At 62.0% G+C, this 15,346-nt stretch carries 13 protein-coding genes; 10 read left to right on the top strand and 3 right to left on the bottom strand.

The genetic code is table 11. The features are described from left to right. The first annotated feature begins 24 nt into the window (after positions 1-24). Positions 25-1,536 (top strand): apolipoprotein N-acyltransferase, encoded by a 1,512-nt coding sequence (locus tag SynA1825c_RS10755; protein ID WP_186469289.1) that lies wholly within the window; start codon positions 25-27, stop codon positions 1,534-1,536. On the opposite strand, the gene mnmA is transcribed toward SynA1825c_RS10755, so the two are convergent. After that, positions 1,460-2,629, bottom strand: a complete 1,170-nt coding sequence (gene mnmA, locus SynA1825c_RS10750) for a tRNA 2-thiouridine(34) synthase MnmA (RefSeq protein WP_186469288.1) — start codon at positions 2,627-2,629, stop codon at positions 1,460-1,462. The genes SynA1825c_RS10755 and mnmA overlap by 77 nt on opposite strands. A 58-nt stretch (positions 2,630-2,687) precedes the next feature. Here mnmA and SynA1825c_RS10745 point away from each other — a divergent pair, with 58 nt between their 5' ends. From SynA1825c_RS10745 to SynA1825c_RS10735, 3 genes are all read left to right on the top strand, one after another. Beyond that, a complete protein-coding gene (locus tag SynA1825c_RS10745) occupies positions 2,688-4,241 on the top strand; it encodes an NAD(P)H-hydrate dehydratase (RefSeq protein WP_186469287.1) in 1,554 nt (517 codons plus the stop codon). Between the two features lie 153 nt (positions 4,242-4,394). Continuing rightward, positions 4,395-5,336, top strand: coding sequence for an RpoD/SigA family RNA polymerase sigma factor (locus SynA1825c_RS10740; RefSeq protein ID WP_186469286.1), 942 nt, complete (start codon positions 4,395-4,397; stop codon positions 5,334-5,336). 32 nt (positions 5,337-5,368) lie between these two features. Further along, positions 5,369-6,283: a histone deacetylase gene (locus SynA1825c_RS10735; RefSeq protein ID WP_186469285.1), complete on the top strand. Its 915-nt coding sequence runs from the start codon at positions 5,369-5,371 to the stop codon at positions 6,281-6,283. 59 nt (positions 6,284-6,342) lie between these two features. Here SynA1825c_RS10735 and pdhA read toward each other — a convergent pair whose 3' ends face one another. Next, positions 6,343-7,443: a pyruvate dehydrogenase (acetyl-transferring) E1 component subunit alpha gene (gene pdhA, locus SynA1825c_RS10730; protein ID WP_186469284.1), complete on the bottom strand. Its 1,101-nt coding sequence runs from the start codon at positions 7,441-7,443 to the stop codon at positions 6,343-6,345. A 46-nt stretch (positions 7,444-7,489) separates the two neighbouring features. On the opposite strand from pdhA, the gene SynA1825c_RS10725 reads away from it, so the two are divergent. The 5 genes from SynA1825c_RS10725 (at position 7,490) to SynA1825c_RS10705 (ending at position 13,530) form a co-directional block, all read left to right on the top strand. Next, the gene (locus SynA1825c_RS10725; protein WP_186469283.1) at positions 7,490-9,616 is read left to right on the top strand and encodes an IMS domain-containing protein; all 2,127 of its coding nucleotides are present in this window, start codon (positions 7,490-7,492) and stop codon (positions 9,614-9,616) included. Between the two features lie 86 nt (positions 9,617-9,702). After that, complete coding sequence (gene ffh / locus SynA1825c_RS10720) at positions 9,703-11,193, top strand: signal recognition particle protein (RefSeq protein WP_186469282.1); 1,491 nt, start codon at positions 9,703-9,705, stop codon at positions 11,191-11,193. 78 nt (positions 11,194-11,271) lie between these two features. Beyond that, entirely contained in the window at positions 11,272-11,676 is a 405-nt protein-coding gene (gene rpsP / locus SynA1825c_RS10715; RefSeq protein ID WP_186469281.1) for a 30S ribosomal protein S16, read from the top strand. Between the two features lie 8 nt (positions 11,677-11,684). Then, complete coding sequence (locus SynA1825c_RS10710) at positions 11,685-12,716, top strand: PhoH family protein (RefSeq protein ID WP_186469280.1); 1,032 nt, start codon at positions 11,685-11,687, stop codon at positions 12,714-12,716. Positions 12,717-12,768: 52 nt separating this feature from the next. Then, on the top strand, positions 12,769-13,530 hold the full coding sequence (locus SynA1825c_RS10705; RefSeq protein WP_186469279.1) for a Bax inhibitor-1 family protein: 762 nt from the start codon (positions 12,769-12,771) through the stop codon (positions 13,528-13,530). A 260-nt stretch (positions 13,531-13,790) separates the two neighbouring features. On the opposite strand, the gene SynA1825c_RS10700 is transcribed toward SynA1825c_RS10705, so the two are convergent. Beyond that, the gene (locus tag SynA1825c_RS10700; RefSeq protein WP_186469278.1) at positions 13,791-14,312 is read right to left on the bottom strand and encodes a hypothetical protein; all 522 of its coding nucleotides are present in this window, start codon (positions 14,310-14,312) and stop codon (positions 13,791-13,793) included. A 76-nt stretch (positions 14,313-14,388) separates the two neighbouring features. Between SynA1825c_RS10700 and era the strand changes: the two genes are divergently transcribed. Next, positions 14,389-15,327, top strand: a complete 939-nt coding sequence (era, locus tag SynA1825c_RS10695) for a GTPase Era (RefSeq protein ID WP_186469277.1) — start codon at positions 14,389-14,391, stop codon at positions 15,325-15,327. The last annotated feature ends 19 nt before the right edge of the window (positions 15,328-15,346 follow it).

Raw genomic sequence — 15,346 nt, 5'->3', positions numbered from 1 at the left:
TGACGGGATCCAATGGGGCTGACCATGGGCAATGACCGATCCCTGCTGCTGCAGGGGCTTGCCGGGGGTGTGCTGGCGGGCCTCGGTCTCTGCTGGTCTGGGCCCTGGTGGATGCTGCCTGCTTTAGCACTGCTGTGGTCATCGGCGCGTTCTCCGTGGGCGGCAGCGCTCTGGGGTGCAGTGGCCATCGCCATCAGCCACAGCTGGCTGCTGGCGCTCCACCCCCTCACTTGGCTGGGGGTGCCGGGTCTGCTCAGCCTCCCTTTGGCGATAGCGGTGTGGCTGATCTGCGCGCTGGCTGCTGCTGTGCTGACCGGGGCCTGGAGTGTTGTCGGCCGTTGCTTGCCATCCCCAGGCACCCTCCCGCATGCCCTGGTGCTAGCGCTGATCTGGGGGCTGATGGAAACGCTGCTGGCCCGAGCACCGCTCTTCTGGATTGGTGTGGGCAGCAGCGTGTTGCCTGGAGATCCCTGGCTGGCTGGACTCTCCCGCTGGATGGGTGCCGGCGGCCTGGCAACGGTGCAATTGATCCTGGGATGGGGGCTCTGGAAGCTCTGGCTGTGGTCCAGGTCGCACGCCGGCTTGTCGTGGCGCTGGTGGAGCCTGGTGGCGCTGGCTCTGACGGTGGTGCACGCCGTCGGGGCGTTGGCTTTCTACGCCGGAGCTGCTGGGCAGCCCTCGGGTGATGTCATCTCCTTGGCCCTTTGGCAGCCGGCGATTCCCACGCGAGAGAAATTTAGTGATCGTCGCCAGGCCGAGCTTCCTGGGCGTTTGCGCGCGGTCGAGGCTCGCGCGCAGCGTGATGGGGCGGAGCTGTTGCTGGCGCCGGAAGGGATGCTGCCCCTGGATCGGCGTCGGTTCGAGGGCAACGCGCTGCTCGTGATGAGTGGAGGCTTTCGTTGGGTGGCCGGTCAGCAACGCAGCGCACTCCTCCTGCTCGACCCCCAGAGTTCGGGTCCGCCCAAGGCGATTGACAAGCACCGGTTGGTCCCTTTGGGGGAATGGGTTCCCTCATGGCCTGGGCTCAGTGGTCTCTCAGCTGTGGGTGGGCTGGAAGCTGGGCCCGCTTCGCGGTTGTGGCCATGGGGCGGTCCTCCTGCAGCGGTGGCCATCTGCTACGAGATCAGCAATGGCACAGCCCTAGCCCGTGCCGTGGCGGATGGGGGGCAGTGGATTCTGGCTGCGGCCAATCTGGATCCCTATCCACAGCTCCTACAGCGTCAGTTTCTGGCCCTGGCTGGTTTGCGCAGTCTGGAAACCGCACGACCGGTGGCCTCCGTTGCCAACACAGGGCCCACGGCCATGATCACGACGCACGGCCAGGTCACCGACTCCCTGGCCTCGATGCGTCCTGGTCTGCTTCAGGCTGTGTTGCAACCCACCGACGGCGTCACGTTGTACGTGCGCTGGCGGGAATGGCCGCTCTGGTGGGCGCTTCTGGCTGCTGTGCTGGCGCTGTTTAAAACGAGCTCTGGATTAGGCCTCCCCCCAGCACTGCTTCGCCGTCGTAAAACACCGCCGCCTGACCAGGCGTGATCGAGAACTGCGCATCCGTAAAGGTGAGGCGGCAGCGATGGGGACGGCCTCCAGCGCGATCGGTATCGGAGGGCTCGATGCTGGTGAGTTGTGCCATCACAGGGGCGCTGCGGTAGCGCACCTGCACCTGCACTTCAAGACTTTGGCCTGGCTCTGGGGGTGCCATGGAGATCCAGTTGACGGCACCCACCTCACAGCCGTTGCGACCGGCTTCGGCGCGGGGCGCCACGATCACCCGATTCATGGCTGCATCCAGACGGATGACATGCAGCGGCTCGCTCCAGGCCACGCCGAGTCCTTTGCGCTGACCGATGGTGAAGTGTTCGATCCCATCGTGTTCACCGACGACGGTGCCGTCCTGAAGCACGATCTCCCCCTGGCGTGGCGGGAGGTAGGCATCCAGGAAGGCCCGCATCGAGCCATGGTGATCGGCGAGGCAAAGGTCCTGGCTTTCGGGTTTTTCAGCAGTGCGGAGACCATGGCGGCCCGCTTCGAGGCGGGTGTCGGGCTTGGTGAGTTCCCCGAGGGGAAACACGACGCGGGAGAGCACGTCCTGGTTGAGGTCATAGAGGAAGTAGCTCTGGTCTTTGCGGCTGTCGAGGCCACGCAGCAGCTTCCAACGCCCACTCGTGGCATCCAGCCGGATCCGGGCGTAGTGGCCGGTGGCTACGCGCTCCAGCCCCCGTTCCTGGCGTGCCCAATCGAGCATGGGGCCAAACTTCACCGCCCGATTACAACGGGAGCAGGGCAGAGGGGTGATGCCGGCCTGGTAGCCCTCGATCAGGCCATCCACGATCTCGCGGACGAAGGTGTCGCGTGAATCGACGACGTGATGGGGAACCCCCAGCTGTTCACAAATGCCTGCGGCATCCACCAGCCCTTCCGCACAGCAGGCACCTTTGCCGCTCATCAACCAAAGCGTGACCCCTTCCACGTCCCAGCCGGCCTCCACGAGCAACGCGGCCGTCAGGGAGCTGTCCACACCGCCTGACAAGCCCACAGCCACCCGATGCTCACCCGGCCAGGCCTGCAGGCGTTCCAAGGCCTGTGCTCCGGCAGGTGTGGCAGCAATGCTGGATGACGCAGCCGTCATGGAGCTACGGGCGTGAACGGGATTCTCTTTCCATAGTGAGGTCCCATGGGACCTGGTAGTGCTCTGGCCACCCGCCGATGCCGACCATCTCCTGGTCACTGCTGACCAGATGCTCACGCTGGAGCAGCAATGGCTGGCCAGTGGTCTCCCGGTGGCCGCTTTGATGGAAAGCGTTGGTCAGGGCATGGCTGAGTGGTGCCTGCAACGACCGGAACGGTTGCAACACGGTGTGTTGGTGCTGGTCGGGCCCGGTCACAACGGTGGCGATGGATTGGTGCTGGGCCGCAAGCTACGGGAGGCCGGCGTGGCCGTGCGTGTCTGGGCACCATTGCCGCTGCGTCAATCGCTTACACAGGAGCACTGGCGCCACCTTCTCTGGCTCGGAGTGTCGCCGCTGACGGCTCCGCCTGCACCAGGGGATCCAGCCCTTTGGATCGATGCCCTGTTTGGTCTCGGGCAGAAGCGGCCCTTGCCATCGGATCTGGCTGATCTTCTCCAGCGCCGCCACCGGCAGGCTCCGGGCCGGCTGATCAGCCTCGATGTTCCTGCCGGACTGCACTCTGACTCCGGATGTCCCGTGGAGGGAGTGGCTGCCAGGGCTTCCGACACGCTGTGCGTCGGTTTGATCAAGCGTGGACTCGTTCAGGATTCAGCGCTGGACTTTGTGGGTGGGTTGCATCGCATCGATCCCGGTGTGCCAGAGCGGCTCTGTGCGGCGCTGCCGGCACCAGTGATGCGGCGCCTGATGCCCAGTGACCTCACGACGCTTCCGAGGCCTGAGCAGTCGCCGACGGCCATGAAATACCAGCGGGGAAGGCTGTTGCTCGTTGCCGGAAGTGATCGGTATCGCGGCGCCGCCCTGCTCGCGCTGCAGGGTGCCATGGCCAGTGGCATCGGCAGTGTGGAGGCCTGCGTTCCAGCTGCGGTGGCCGAGCAGCTCTGGCAGCTGGCTCCGGAAGTGGTGCTGGATGGGTCGCTTCGCTCTGATGCTGCTGGAGCCTTGGTCTGGGGTGCCGCCATGGAGGCGCGGGATTGGTCACGGTTGGATGCGCTGCTGATCGGACCCGGTTGGGGTCGAATCGAGGCCCCGTGGGACCCCTGGGCAGAACCGCTTTTGGGTTTGAAGGGATTGCTGGTGATCGATGCGGATGGCCTCAATCAGCTGGCGAGGTCGAGCGAGGGGTGGCGCTGGTTGTTGAAGCGTTCTGGCCCGACCTGGATTACTCCCCATGGCGGTGAATTTGCTCGCTTATTTCCCGACTGCCACGGGGACACGCTGCCGGAGCAGGCTGCCGCGGCCGCGGCGCGGTCAGGGGCTGTGGTGTTGTTGAAGGGCGCGCACAGTGTTGTGGCGGCTCCATCCGGTGAGGTTTGGCAGCTGACCGATACAGACCCAGCGGTGGCGCGCACCGGTTTCGGCGACCTGCTAGCGGGGCATGCCGCGGGGTGGGGGGCACGCTGTCTGGCGGCGGCTGGTTCCGTGCATGCCGCTGATCTGGCGGCATCGGCGCTGATGCATGCCCAGTCAGCCAAGCGTTGTGATCAGGGCAGCAGTGCTGGAACTGTGGTTCCCCATTTGGCTGCGATGACGAGAAAAATGATGCGTTTTTGACAGAAAACGAGAGTAATGTTCATGTTTCAAGATTTTTGCTGTGATTTCTGGGGTTTTGTGTCGTTTTCAACGCATGAATCTGAAGGGTTGCTGAAAACACATCGCTGAGAGGGAAATTCATAGGAAAGTCGCTTCACTTAGTTATCTATCCCCATGGTCTCAGCGGCAGCAGGGGTTTCTGAAACCCAAAGACGGCGAAGTAGTGATCCGATCAGTTGGTATCTCGCCACGATCGGTCGGATTCCTCTGCTGACTCCCGCTGAGGAGATTGAGCTCGGCAACCAGGTTCAAAAGTTGATGCAGCTCACGGAAGATGGAACGATTGCCTCGGATAGCGATACTTTCACGGGTCCACAACGACGCATGATTCGCGTCGGTTTGCGGGCTAAGCAGCGCATGATGAAAGCCAATCTCAGGCTTGTGGTCAGCGTTGCCAAGAAATATCAAGGAAAAGGTCTTGAATTGCTCGATCTCATTCAAGAGGGATCGCTTGGGTTGGAACGTGCGGTGGAGAAATTCGATCCAACGCGCGGTTACAAATTTTCGACTTACGCCTTCTGGTGGATTCGCCAGAGCATGACGCGCGCAATTGCGTGCCAGTCACGCACGATTCGCTTGCCGGTTCATTTGAGCGAGCGCCTCACGACCATTCGTAAAGTCAGCTTGGATTTAGCTCACAAACTCGGCGCCATGCCGAGCCGCATTGAGATCGCTGAAGCGATGGACATGCCGGTTGAGGAACTCGACTCCCTGCTGCGCCAAGCGCTGACCACCAGCAGCCTGGATGCTCCTGTGAATGGTGAGGAAGGTCGCAGTTTCCTTGGTGATCTGATCGCCGACTCCTCGCTCGGAGAACCCCTCGACAAGGTGGAGCAGCGGATCCATCACGAGCAGCTGGGCCGCTGGATGAGTCATCTCAGCGAACAGGAGCAGCACGTGCTCACCCTGCGATTTGGTCTCAATGGCCATGAGCGACACACCCTGGCGGAGATCGGCCGTTTGCTGGAAGTGTCTCGTGAGCGTGTGCGTCAGGTTGAGCTGAAGGCGCTGCGAAAGCTCCGGAATCTCACCCGTCGCGTCGCTCCGAGCTTCTGATCCTCCAGACTCATCGGGGCTGACATGAATCATTGAAGCCCCCTCTCGTCTATCACGAGGCCTACAGCGCACCGCTTCCCAGTACCCATCGTTTTCCGATGGCCAAGTTCAGACAGCTGGAGGGTTGTCTGCGCGATATGGGACTTGCCAGTGATGGGCAGATGCACCGACCGTTGCCCGTGCCCCGCCGTTGGCTGGAACTGGTGCATCCACGTGGGTATCACCAGGCTTTTGCTCGCGACCAGCTCGATCGTCGGGCGCAGCGACGCATCGGTTTGCCTGCCACAACGCCGTTGGTGCAACGCACTTGGCTCGCTGTCGGTGGGACCCTGCTCACGGCCCGTCTGGCTCTCCGGCATGGTGTGGCTTGCCATCTGGCCGGTGGCACCCATCACGCCTTTCCTGACTTTGGCAGTGGGTTCTGCATTTTCAACGACCTGGCCATCACGGCACGGGTGTTGCTGGAGCAAGAGGGATTGCAGCGTGTGTTGGTGGTCGACCTTGATGTTCATCAGGGCGATGCCACTGCGCTGATTTTTCAAGGCGAAACGCGAGTGTTTACGTTTTCCGCCCATGCAGCATCCAATTTTCCAGCTCGCAAGCAGCTCAGTGATCTGGATCTGCCTTTCCAGGATGGAGTGGGCGATCAGGACTATCTCTCCCGTGTGGGTGAGTGCCTCCCAGCGCTTTTGGAGAGGTTGCAGCCCCAATTAGTGCTCTACAACGCTGGTGTGGATCCTCATCAGGAGGATCGACTGGGTCGCCTCTGCCTGACCGATATGGGCCTGTTGCAGCGCGATCATCTGGTGCTGGATGCTTGTCTGAGACGAGGCATCCCGATTGCCACTGTGATTGGTGGCGGCTACGACGCCATGACGCCTCTGGTGAAGCGTCATGCCCTGGTGTTCCGAGCGGCATCCGATCAGGCCCGTTTGCACGGGCTCTGATGTGGACTTTGATTAGAGGGTTGAAGCTCAGCCGCCCAGGCTGAGCGGCGCGCCTGAGCTCAGTCCTCGGCCCAGATGTAGTTGGTGAGTTCAGAACCATCGGGCTCAGGTGCACTCAGGGCGAAGTCCACGCAGTCCTGCACCTCGGCATCGATCTCCTTCTCGATTGCCCGCAGATCGTCAGCACTGACCAGGCCAGCACCCACGAGATCGCGCTCCAGTGCCTTGAGCGGGTCGCGCTTGGCCCAGAATTGCTTCTCCTCCTCCGCACGCAGTTCGTCCGGATCAGCCAGGGAGTGGCCGCGGAAGCGATAGGTGAGGCACTCCAGAACAGTGGGGCCTTCGCCGGCGCGTGCGCGTTCGATCGCCCGTTGCGCCGCAGCGCGAACCGCCAGCACATCCATGCCGTCGACTTCTTCCCCCGCCATACCAAAGGCACCGGCCTTGCGCCAGATCTCCGGGTCACTGGTGGCTCGGTCGTGGGCCATGCCGATGGCCCACTTGTTGTTTTCCACGACGAAGATGATCGGCAGCTTCCAGAGCTGCGCCATGTTCAAGCACTCGAAGAACTGACCGTTGTTGCAGGTTCCATCCCCGAAGAAGGCCGCAGTGACCGCATTGCTGGTGGAGTCGCCCAGTGCGTCACGCCTGTAGCGGCTGGTGAAGGCTGAGCCGAGGGCAACGGGAATTCCTTCGCCAATGAAGGCGTATCCACCTAGGAGGTGATGCTCCTTGGAAAACAGATGCATGGAGCCGCCGCGGCCTTTGCTGCAACCTGTCGCCTTGCCGAACAGCTCACTCATCACCTCGCGCGCGGGCACGCCAGCGCTTAAGGCGTGCACGTGGTCGCGATACGTGCTGCAGAACCAGTCGTGTTGGCGTTTCATCGCACCAATCACGCCGGTGCTCACGGCTTCTTGGCCGTTGTAGAGGTGCACGAAACCAAACATCTTGCCGCGGTAGTACATCTCCGCGCACTTGTCTTCAAAACGCCGACCCAGAGTCATGTCGCGATAAAGCGCTAGGCCCGTGTCCCGATCCACGCTGGCCCGCTGGGAGGTGACCAGGGTCGAGAGCCGTTCTGCATGCGCTCCAAGCAGCGATGGTCCTGCTGCTGCAGCGCTCTGTGCATCCGTGCCCATTGCGATGTCCTGACCCATGGCACCACCTGTTTGGCCTCCAACTTTAAGGGTCGATGGCGGATGAATGGGCAAAACCCCTGACACTGCCTACAGTCTGCTGCCAAGAGCTGCGCTGCTGGTGGACCTTCCCATCGATCATTTCCGCCTGTTGGGAGTCAGTCCGGCTGCGGAGCCAGAGGCTGTGCTTCGAACGCTTCAACTGCGGTTGGATCGTTGTCCAGACCAGGGCTTCACCCACGAAGCCCTGAGTCAGCGCGCTGAGCTTCTACGCCTATCCGCAGATCTGCTCACCGATGCGGTTCGGCGGAGTGACTATGAAAGGGCGCTCATGGAGTTGGGCCAGGATCACCCCGGGGAGACGGCTGGGCTCGAGCTGGCGTTCAACCGGGAGGTTGCTGGCTTGATCCTGTTGTGGGAGGCCAATGCTCCCCACGAAGCGTTCCAGCTCGCCCGACAGGCCCTGCAACCCCCTCAGGCACCCGCGCTGGGAAGCGGTCGTGAATCGGATCTGTCACTGCTGGCGGCTCTGGCTTGTCGTGATGCCGCCCGTCAAGATCAGGAGCAACGCCGTTATGAGGCCGCTGCAAACCTGCTGCAGGACGGCGAGCAGCTGCTACAGCGCATGGGCAAGCTGCCGGATCAGCGGCTTCTGCTGGAGACCGATCTCTCTCAGCTCCTCCCCTTCAGGATCCTGGATTTACTCAGTCGTGATCTGGCTGAACAATCCGCTCGCCGTGATGGTCTGGCGATGCTGGAGGAGTTCATCCGCGTCCGAGGAGGACTGGAGGGCAGTGGTCTGGACGGCCTGGCGATAGCGGACCTCCCCGCAGGCATGGATCAGGGAGCCTTCGAGCTGTTTTTTCAGCAGATCCGCCGGTTTTTGACCGTTCAAGAGCAAGTGGATCTTTACGGCAGGCTGCAGCTGGCCGGCTCCATGGATGCGTCCTTCCTCGCTGCGATGGCTTTGGCCGCTGCAGGTTTCACCCAGCGCAAGCCGGAACGCATCCAGGACGCGCGTCAGCGTCTACAAGAGCTGGTGCTCGAAGGCCTTGACACCAAGCCGCTGTTGGGCTGCCTCGATCTTTTGCTTGGTGATGTGGAGCAGGCGGAGCGACATTTCGCCGCCAGCACCGATCCTGAATTGCAGGCCTGGATGAAGGACCACCCTGGCGACACCCTGGCGTCGCTCTGCGAGTACTGCCGCACCTGGCTGGCACGGGATGTGCTCCCCGGATATCGGGATGTGGATGCCGAGGCGGTCGACCTGGAGACCTGGTTCGCTGATCGCGATGTGCAGGCCTTTGTGGAGCGGCTAGAGCGCCAGCAGACCCGTCAGGACCCAACCAAGACGAACGACAAGAACTGGTTGCTGGGGGATGGGTTGCCGCTTTCGCTCGATCCCGATGGAACTCTGCCCCTGTCCTCGTCGGATCCATCCGCGCCGCTGAGATCCGATGGGAAAGAAGCCGATCGTGGTGGTGAGACCACCAAGGCGTCGAAGGTCTTCCAATGGCCTTTCTTCCGGCGATCATCCCGGCCAAAGGCATCCATGCCTGAGCTGCCGCGGCCGGGGGGTCGTGCGGTTTGGATCGGGTCTGGCGCGTTTGTGGCCCTGCTGCTGGTGATCGGTGGCCTCAGTCTGGTGGGTCTGCGTCGTGATGCTGAGCTGAGCGTTTCGCCGGATGAGGTCGTGACACCATCCCCGGATGATGACGGCCCTGCAGATGTGAAACAGGAGGAATTGGTCCAGCCAGAGCCAGTGATCACGGCTGCGCCTGAACAAGCCGGGGATCCTTCCCTGCGGGTGGAGACGCCCTCCGAAGCGGAGCTCGAAGCCTTACTGCAGACTTGGTTGGACCGCAAATCCACTGTGCTTCGTGGTGCTGATTCGGCACAGGAGCTACTACAACCGATTGCCCGGGCTGGCTTGATCACCCAGGTGAAGCGTCAGCGTGCCGCCGACCAGGCGGCAGGTGTTACCCAGAACGTGGAGGCGACGATCGCTTTCATGCGCGTTGTCAGTCGCAGTCCAAAGCGCATTGAGCTGCGGGCTGATGTCGAGTACCGCGATGAAACCTTGAATGCAGCGGGTGCCGTGGTGAAACGCACCAAGCAGCAATCGCTCAAACGCACGTACATCCTCGGGCGTGACAATGGCCGGTGGCTTTTGCTCGATTTCAGGCCCGGCTGAGAAGCGCGAGCGTGGCCAGTGGCTGGATTCAGCCTGCTCGGCCCGGCCACTTTTACGATCGGTGATCTGAAACCGATCCCCTGACGATGTTCGACGAGCTGTCAGCCCGCTTTGAAGACGCCGTCAAGGGCCTGAAAGGTGAGGACAAGATCAGCGACACCAACGTTGAGGGTGCACTGAAGGACGTTCGACGAGCGCTGCTTGAAGCCGATGTGAGCCTCCCTGTGGTGAAGGAGTTCGTGGCTGAGGTCCGGGAGAAGGCCGTTGGCTCCGAAGTGGTGCGTGGTGTCAGCCCCGACCAGAAGTTCATCCAGGTGGTGCATGAACAGCTGGTGGAGGTCATGGGTGGCAACAATGCGCCTCTGGCCAAGGCCGCCGAAGCGCCCACCGTTGTGTTGATGGCTGGCCTCCAGGGTGCCGGTAAAACCACCGCGACAGCCAAACTGGGCCTGCATCTGAAGGATCAGGGCCGTCGTGCCCTGATGGTGGGTGCGGACGTTTACCGGCCTGCTGCCATTGAGCAGTTGAAAACCCTCGGTGAGCAAATCGATGTGGAAGTCTTCAGTCTTGGGGCTGAAGCCAAGCCAGAAGACATTGCGGCGGCTGGTCTGGCCAAGGCCAAGGCAGAAGGGTTCGACACGCTGCTGGTCGACACCGCCGGTCGCCTCCAGATCGATACCGAGATGATGGAGGAGATGGTGCGGATCCGCACGGCTGTGCAACCCGATGAGGTGTTGCTGGTGGTGGATTCAATGATCGGCCAGGAGGCGGCTGAGCTCACCCGGGCCTTCCACGACCAGGTGGGCATCACTGGAGCTGTGCTGACGAAGTTGGACGGCGACTCCCGCGGGGGTGCAGCACTCTCGATCCGCAAGGTGAGCGGTCAGCCGATCAAGTTCATCGGAACCGGCGAGAAGGTGGAGGCGTTGCAGCCCTTCCACCCGGAACGCATGGCCAGCCGCATTCTCGGCATGGGCGATGTGCTCACGCTGGTGGAAAAGGCCCAGAAGGAGGTGGAGCTCGCTGACGTCGAGAAGATGCAGAAGAAGCTGCAGGAGGCGACGTTTGATTTCTCCGATTTTGTGCAGCAGATGCGCTTGATCAAGCGCATGGGCTCGCTCGGCGGTCTCATGAAAATGATCCCGGGCTTGAACAAGATTGATGACGGCATGCTCAAGCAGGGCGAGCAGCAGCTCAAGAAGATCGAAGCGATGATCGGTTCAATGACCCAGCAGGAGCGCGAAAATCCTGATCTGCTGGCGAGTGAGCCCTCCCGTCGTCGTCGCATTGCCAGAGGCAGTGGCCACCAGCCCGCGGATGTCGACAAGGTGCTCGCCGACTTTCAGAAGATGCGAGGCTTCATGCAGCAGATGACCAAAGGCGGGATGCCCGGAATGGGCGGGATGCCGGGTATGGGCGGTTTCCCTGGCATGGGTGGAATGCCGGGCATGGGAGGCATGCCTGGAATGCCTGGTGGGATGCCAGGAGGCATGCCTGCAGGTCGTGGCGGACGTGGCGGCGGAGCGCCCCGGCGTCAGCGCCCGGTCAAGAAGAAGAAAGGCTTCGGAGATCTCTGATCCGGCGGCAAGGTAAGTTGGTTGTTTGGCGCGACTGTCAGCTGCGCCGAACTGTTCCAATCACCAGCCAGCGCCACGATGATCAAGCTCCGCCTGAAGCGGTTCGGTAAGAAGCGAGAAGCCAGCTTCCGTCTCGTGGCCTGCAACAGCACCTCGCGCCGCGACGGTCGTCCCCTGCAGGAGCTCGGGTATTACAACCCCCGCACGAAGGAGACGCGTCTGGATGCTGAGGCCCTGCGTGAGCGACTCAGTCAAGGTGCTCAGCCCACCGATGTGGTGCGCACTCTGCTCGAGAAGGGTGGTCTGCTGGAGAAGACCATCCGTCCTGCTGAGACCGTCGGCAAGGCCAAGCAGGCTGCCAAGCGTGAGGCTGATGCCAAGCAGGCCGCCAAAGAAGCTGCAGAAGCCAAAGCCGCTGCTGAAGCAGAAGCCAAGGCTGCTGCTGCAGAGCCCGCCGCCGACGAAGCCGCTGCTGAAGGCTGATCAACAGCATGTCCGAAGCCACCTCCATCGGTCGCTTCACCTTTGATCTTCCCCACACGGAGGCTGCCCTCGCTCTCGCGGGCGGTCCCTCCTCTCAGACCCTGCGTCAACTGGAGGCTCTCACCGGAACCTCCCTGGTGATGCGGGGTCTTCAGCTAGAGATCAGCGGCAGGCCCAATCAGCTCGAACGCACGGCTGCCGTTGTGGAGCTGTTGCGCAAGCTCTGGGAAGCAGGCGAGTCGATTTCACCGGTTGATTTGCAATCGGCCCTCCAGGCGCTCGACACGGGCCGCGACCGTGAGCATGAAGCCATGGGCCAGCAGGTGCTGGCTAAGAATCAGCGCGGCAATCTGTTGCGACCCCGCACCCTCCGTCAGAAGGCCTACGTCGAGGCGATGGAGCGCAACGATCTCACCTTCGCGCTCGGGCCGGCCGGAACCGGTAAAACCTTTCTGGCCACGGTGCTGGCCGTGCGCATGTTGACCGAGCGCAAGGTGGAGCGTTTGGTGCTGACTCGGCCTGCCGTTGAAGCGGGGGAGCGCCTGGGATTTCTTCCAGGCGACCTTCAGCAGAAAGTGGATCCCTATCTGCGGCCCCTTTATGACGCTCTGCATCTGCTGCTCGGGGCAGAAAAAACCGCCGCTCTGCTGGAGAAGGGGGTGATCGAGGTGGCGCCACTGGCTTACATGCGTGGCCGCACCCTGGCTGAATCCTTTGTGATCCTCGATGAAGCCCAGAACACCACGCCGGCCCAGATGCGCATGGTGCTGACCCGGCTCGGGGAGCGTTCGCGCATGGTGGTAACCGGTGATGTCACCCAGGTGGATCTCCCGTCCGGTCAGTTGAGCGGTCTGGTGGAGGCCTCTGAGGTGCTGGATGGGGTGGAAGGTGTGGCGGTCTGCCGCTTGACGGCCGCGGATGTGGTGCGTCATCCCCTGGTGCAGCGCGTCGTGGAGGCCTATGCGCGCCGAGACAAAACGCATCCACGTCGGGATGGCGCGCCCCATCGCCGTTCGATGGGGAGATCCGCACCAGGCTGAAGACCACAACCCGGCCAGAGCTGGCAGGATGACTCCAGTGATCTGGGGCGACATGCCAGCCAGCAGCAATTTTCAAAACGCCATTCGCGAGGCGCAATCCAGCGCCCTCGTCGGGCCCAATGTGGTGAAGAAAGCCCTCCCCTATGTGGGAGGCGGCATGGTGCTGACCGCCGGAGGTGCTCTTGGTGGGATGGCCCTTTTGGCATCGGGGAGTGCGCTCTACATGCCCCTCTTCTTGATCGCAGCCATCGGCAACTTTGTTTTGTTCTTTGTGGCGCAGAACATCGCCATGAAGGGCGACAACGGCACAGCTTTGCCGTTGTTGTCGCTCTACAGCCTCATCAGTGGTTTCACCCTGAGCGGCCTGGTGAGCTATGCCATTCAGGTGGTGGGTTCTGCCAACCCCGCCAATCCCTACGCCGGTGTTGGTGCCGTCGGCATCGCGGCATTGGCCACGGGCGTCACCTTCGTGATTGCGTCATTCTTCGGAAGTCGCATGAGCGAGAGTGTCGGTCAGGCTCTCAGCGCTGTTGTGGGCATCGGCTTGGTGGGCCTTCTGATCGCGATGGTTGGCATCGCGATCGGAAGTTTCTTCATCCCTGGCCTCTACGAATCCACCAACCTGCTGATCTCCGGTTTTGGAACAGTGCTGTTTGTGGGCATGGCCTTCGTGGACTTTTACACGATGCCTCGCACCTACCGGGACGATCAATACCTGGCTGGTGCCCTCAGCATGTATCTAACATTTATCAACCTGTTCATCTTCGTTTTGCGTCTGATCATTGCCCTCAATGGCGGTGGTCGCCGCGACTGAATGTCACGAGCAGGGTTGCACGAAACACAACAAAGGCCCGGCCAAACCGGGGCTTTTTGCTGCCTTCGTTTCAGAGCGATTGACATCAAAAAACCTCGGAAAGGTCCCAAGGTTGCGTGAATGCCGGTTGATCCCCATCACCCGGCCGTGCGGGAAGACTAAGCGCGTTGAAATAGAAGGTGTCTCAACTTCAGATTGGCCTAATAGTGTTGCAAGCCAACGCTTCATGAAGCGAAACACCAGGTCTAGTGTCTGCTGGTTCAAGCTTCGGCTACAGCAATGACGGCATCGCCGATGGCCTGTTTCTGCCGGTCGTCGTAGCCCCAGCGTTCGAGAAAGGCCAGATCGTCGCCTTGATTCTGTCTTGCGGCCTCCAGCAGCACCTCCAGCCGATCTTTCACCCGTTGCGAATCCAGGTGGCGCAGCAGTTCCGTGCAGCGCTGATTCACCCGTTCGGAGCCGGCTGCTTGCTCGTCGTCGCTGTTGGTGCGGTGATGCACCACCATGGCGGCGCTCATCGCCAGGTTCCGGGCGGTCAGATCCACCACCCCATCTCCGGCTTCACGCAGTTTGAGCACCAGGGCTTCAGGCAGGCGATCCATGAGCACGCTGTCTCCGGCCAGGCTCACCACAAAAAAGCCGCGGGCTCCATCCCGACTGGCCACCAATTCACCGATCCGGTCTGCCAGCACCTCGTCGCTGATCTCCTCTTGGTCCCACTGCTGCAGCCAGGTCGCTGTGATTTCCATGGCCTGCTGGAAGGTGGGTTGTTGATCCGCCATGGCAGCGCAGAACGTCTCCCCCAAGGCTATGAGCCGATGCCAGGCCTGCCGCGCCCTGACGGCGCAGACTGATCCCATGCAGTCATCGCCACTCCCGGAGAATCACCGCTCCGGTTTCATCGCTCTGATTGGCCGCCCCAATGTCGGCAAATCCACCCTGGTGAACCAGTTGGTGGGAGACAAGGTGGCGATCACTTCCCCTGTCGCGCAGACCACGCGCAATCGTCTGCGCGCCATCCTCACAACCCCTACAGCCCAGTTGATCCTCGTGGATACCCCGGGGATCCATAAGCCGCATCATTTGCTGGGGGAACGTCTGGTGCAGAGCGCGCGCGCCGCCATCGGCGAGGTGGATCAGGTGCTGCTGCTGCTGGAGGGGCATCAGCCACCGGGACGTGGTGATGCCTTCATCGTCAACTTGCTGCGGCAGCAGCGTCTTCCAGTGCAGGTGGTGCTGAACAAATGGGATCTGGTGCCTGTGGATCGCAAGCCGGAGGCGGATGCGGCGTATCGCGCGTTGTTGGCGGATACTGAATGGCCCGTGCATCACTGCTCAGCGCTGGATGGTGCCGGCTGCCCCGAACTGGTGTCGGCTATCAGTGCGTTGATGCCCGAGGGGCCTCGGCTTTACCCCGCCGAGATGGTGAGTGATCAGCCCGAACGGCTGCTGATGGCGGAACTGATCCGCGAGCAAGTGCTGATGCACACCCGCGAGGAGGTGCCCCACAGCGTGGCGGTGAGCATTAATCGGGTGGAGGAGATGCCGGCGCGAGGCAAGAACAAGGCGCGCACGGCGGTGCTGGCCACTGTTCTGGTGGAGCGCAAAAGCCAGAAGGGGATTCTGATCGGGAAGGGCGGTGCCATGCTCAAAACCATTGGCCAGGGCGCCCGATTGCAGATGCAAACATTGATCGATGGACCGGTCTATCTCGAGCTGTTCGTGAAAGTGGTGCCTGATTGGCGCAGTAAGCCGCAGCGGCTGGCCGAACTCGGTTACGCCGAGGAGAGGGTCTGAAGGGCTGCGGTGTCTTGCG

The sequence above is a fragment of the Synechococcus sp. A18-25c genome, from assembly GCF_014280035.1.
Classification (GTDB): Bacteria; Cyanobacteriota; Cyanobacteriia; order PCC-6307; family Cyanobiaceae; genus Synechococcus_C.
This window is presented reverse-complemented; position numbering and strand designations above follow the sequence as displayed.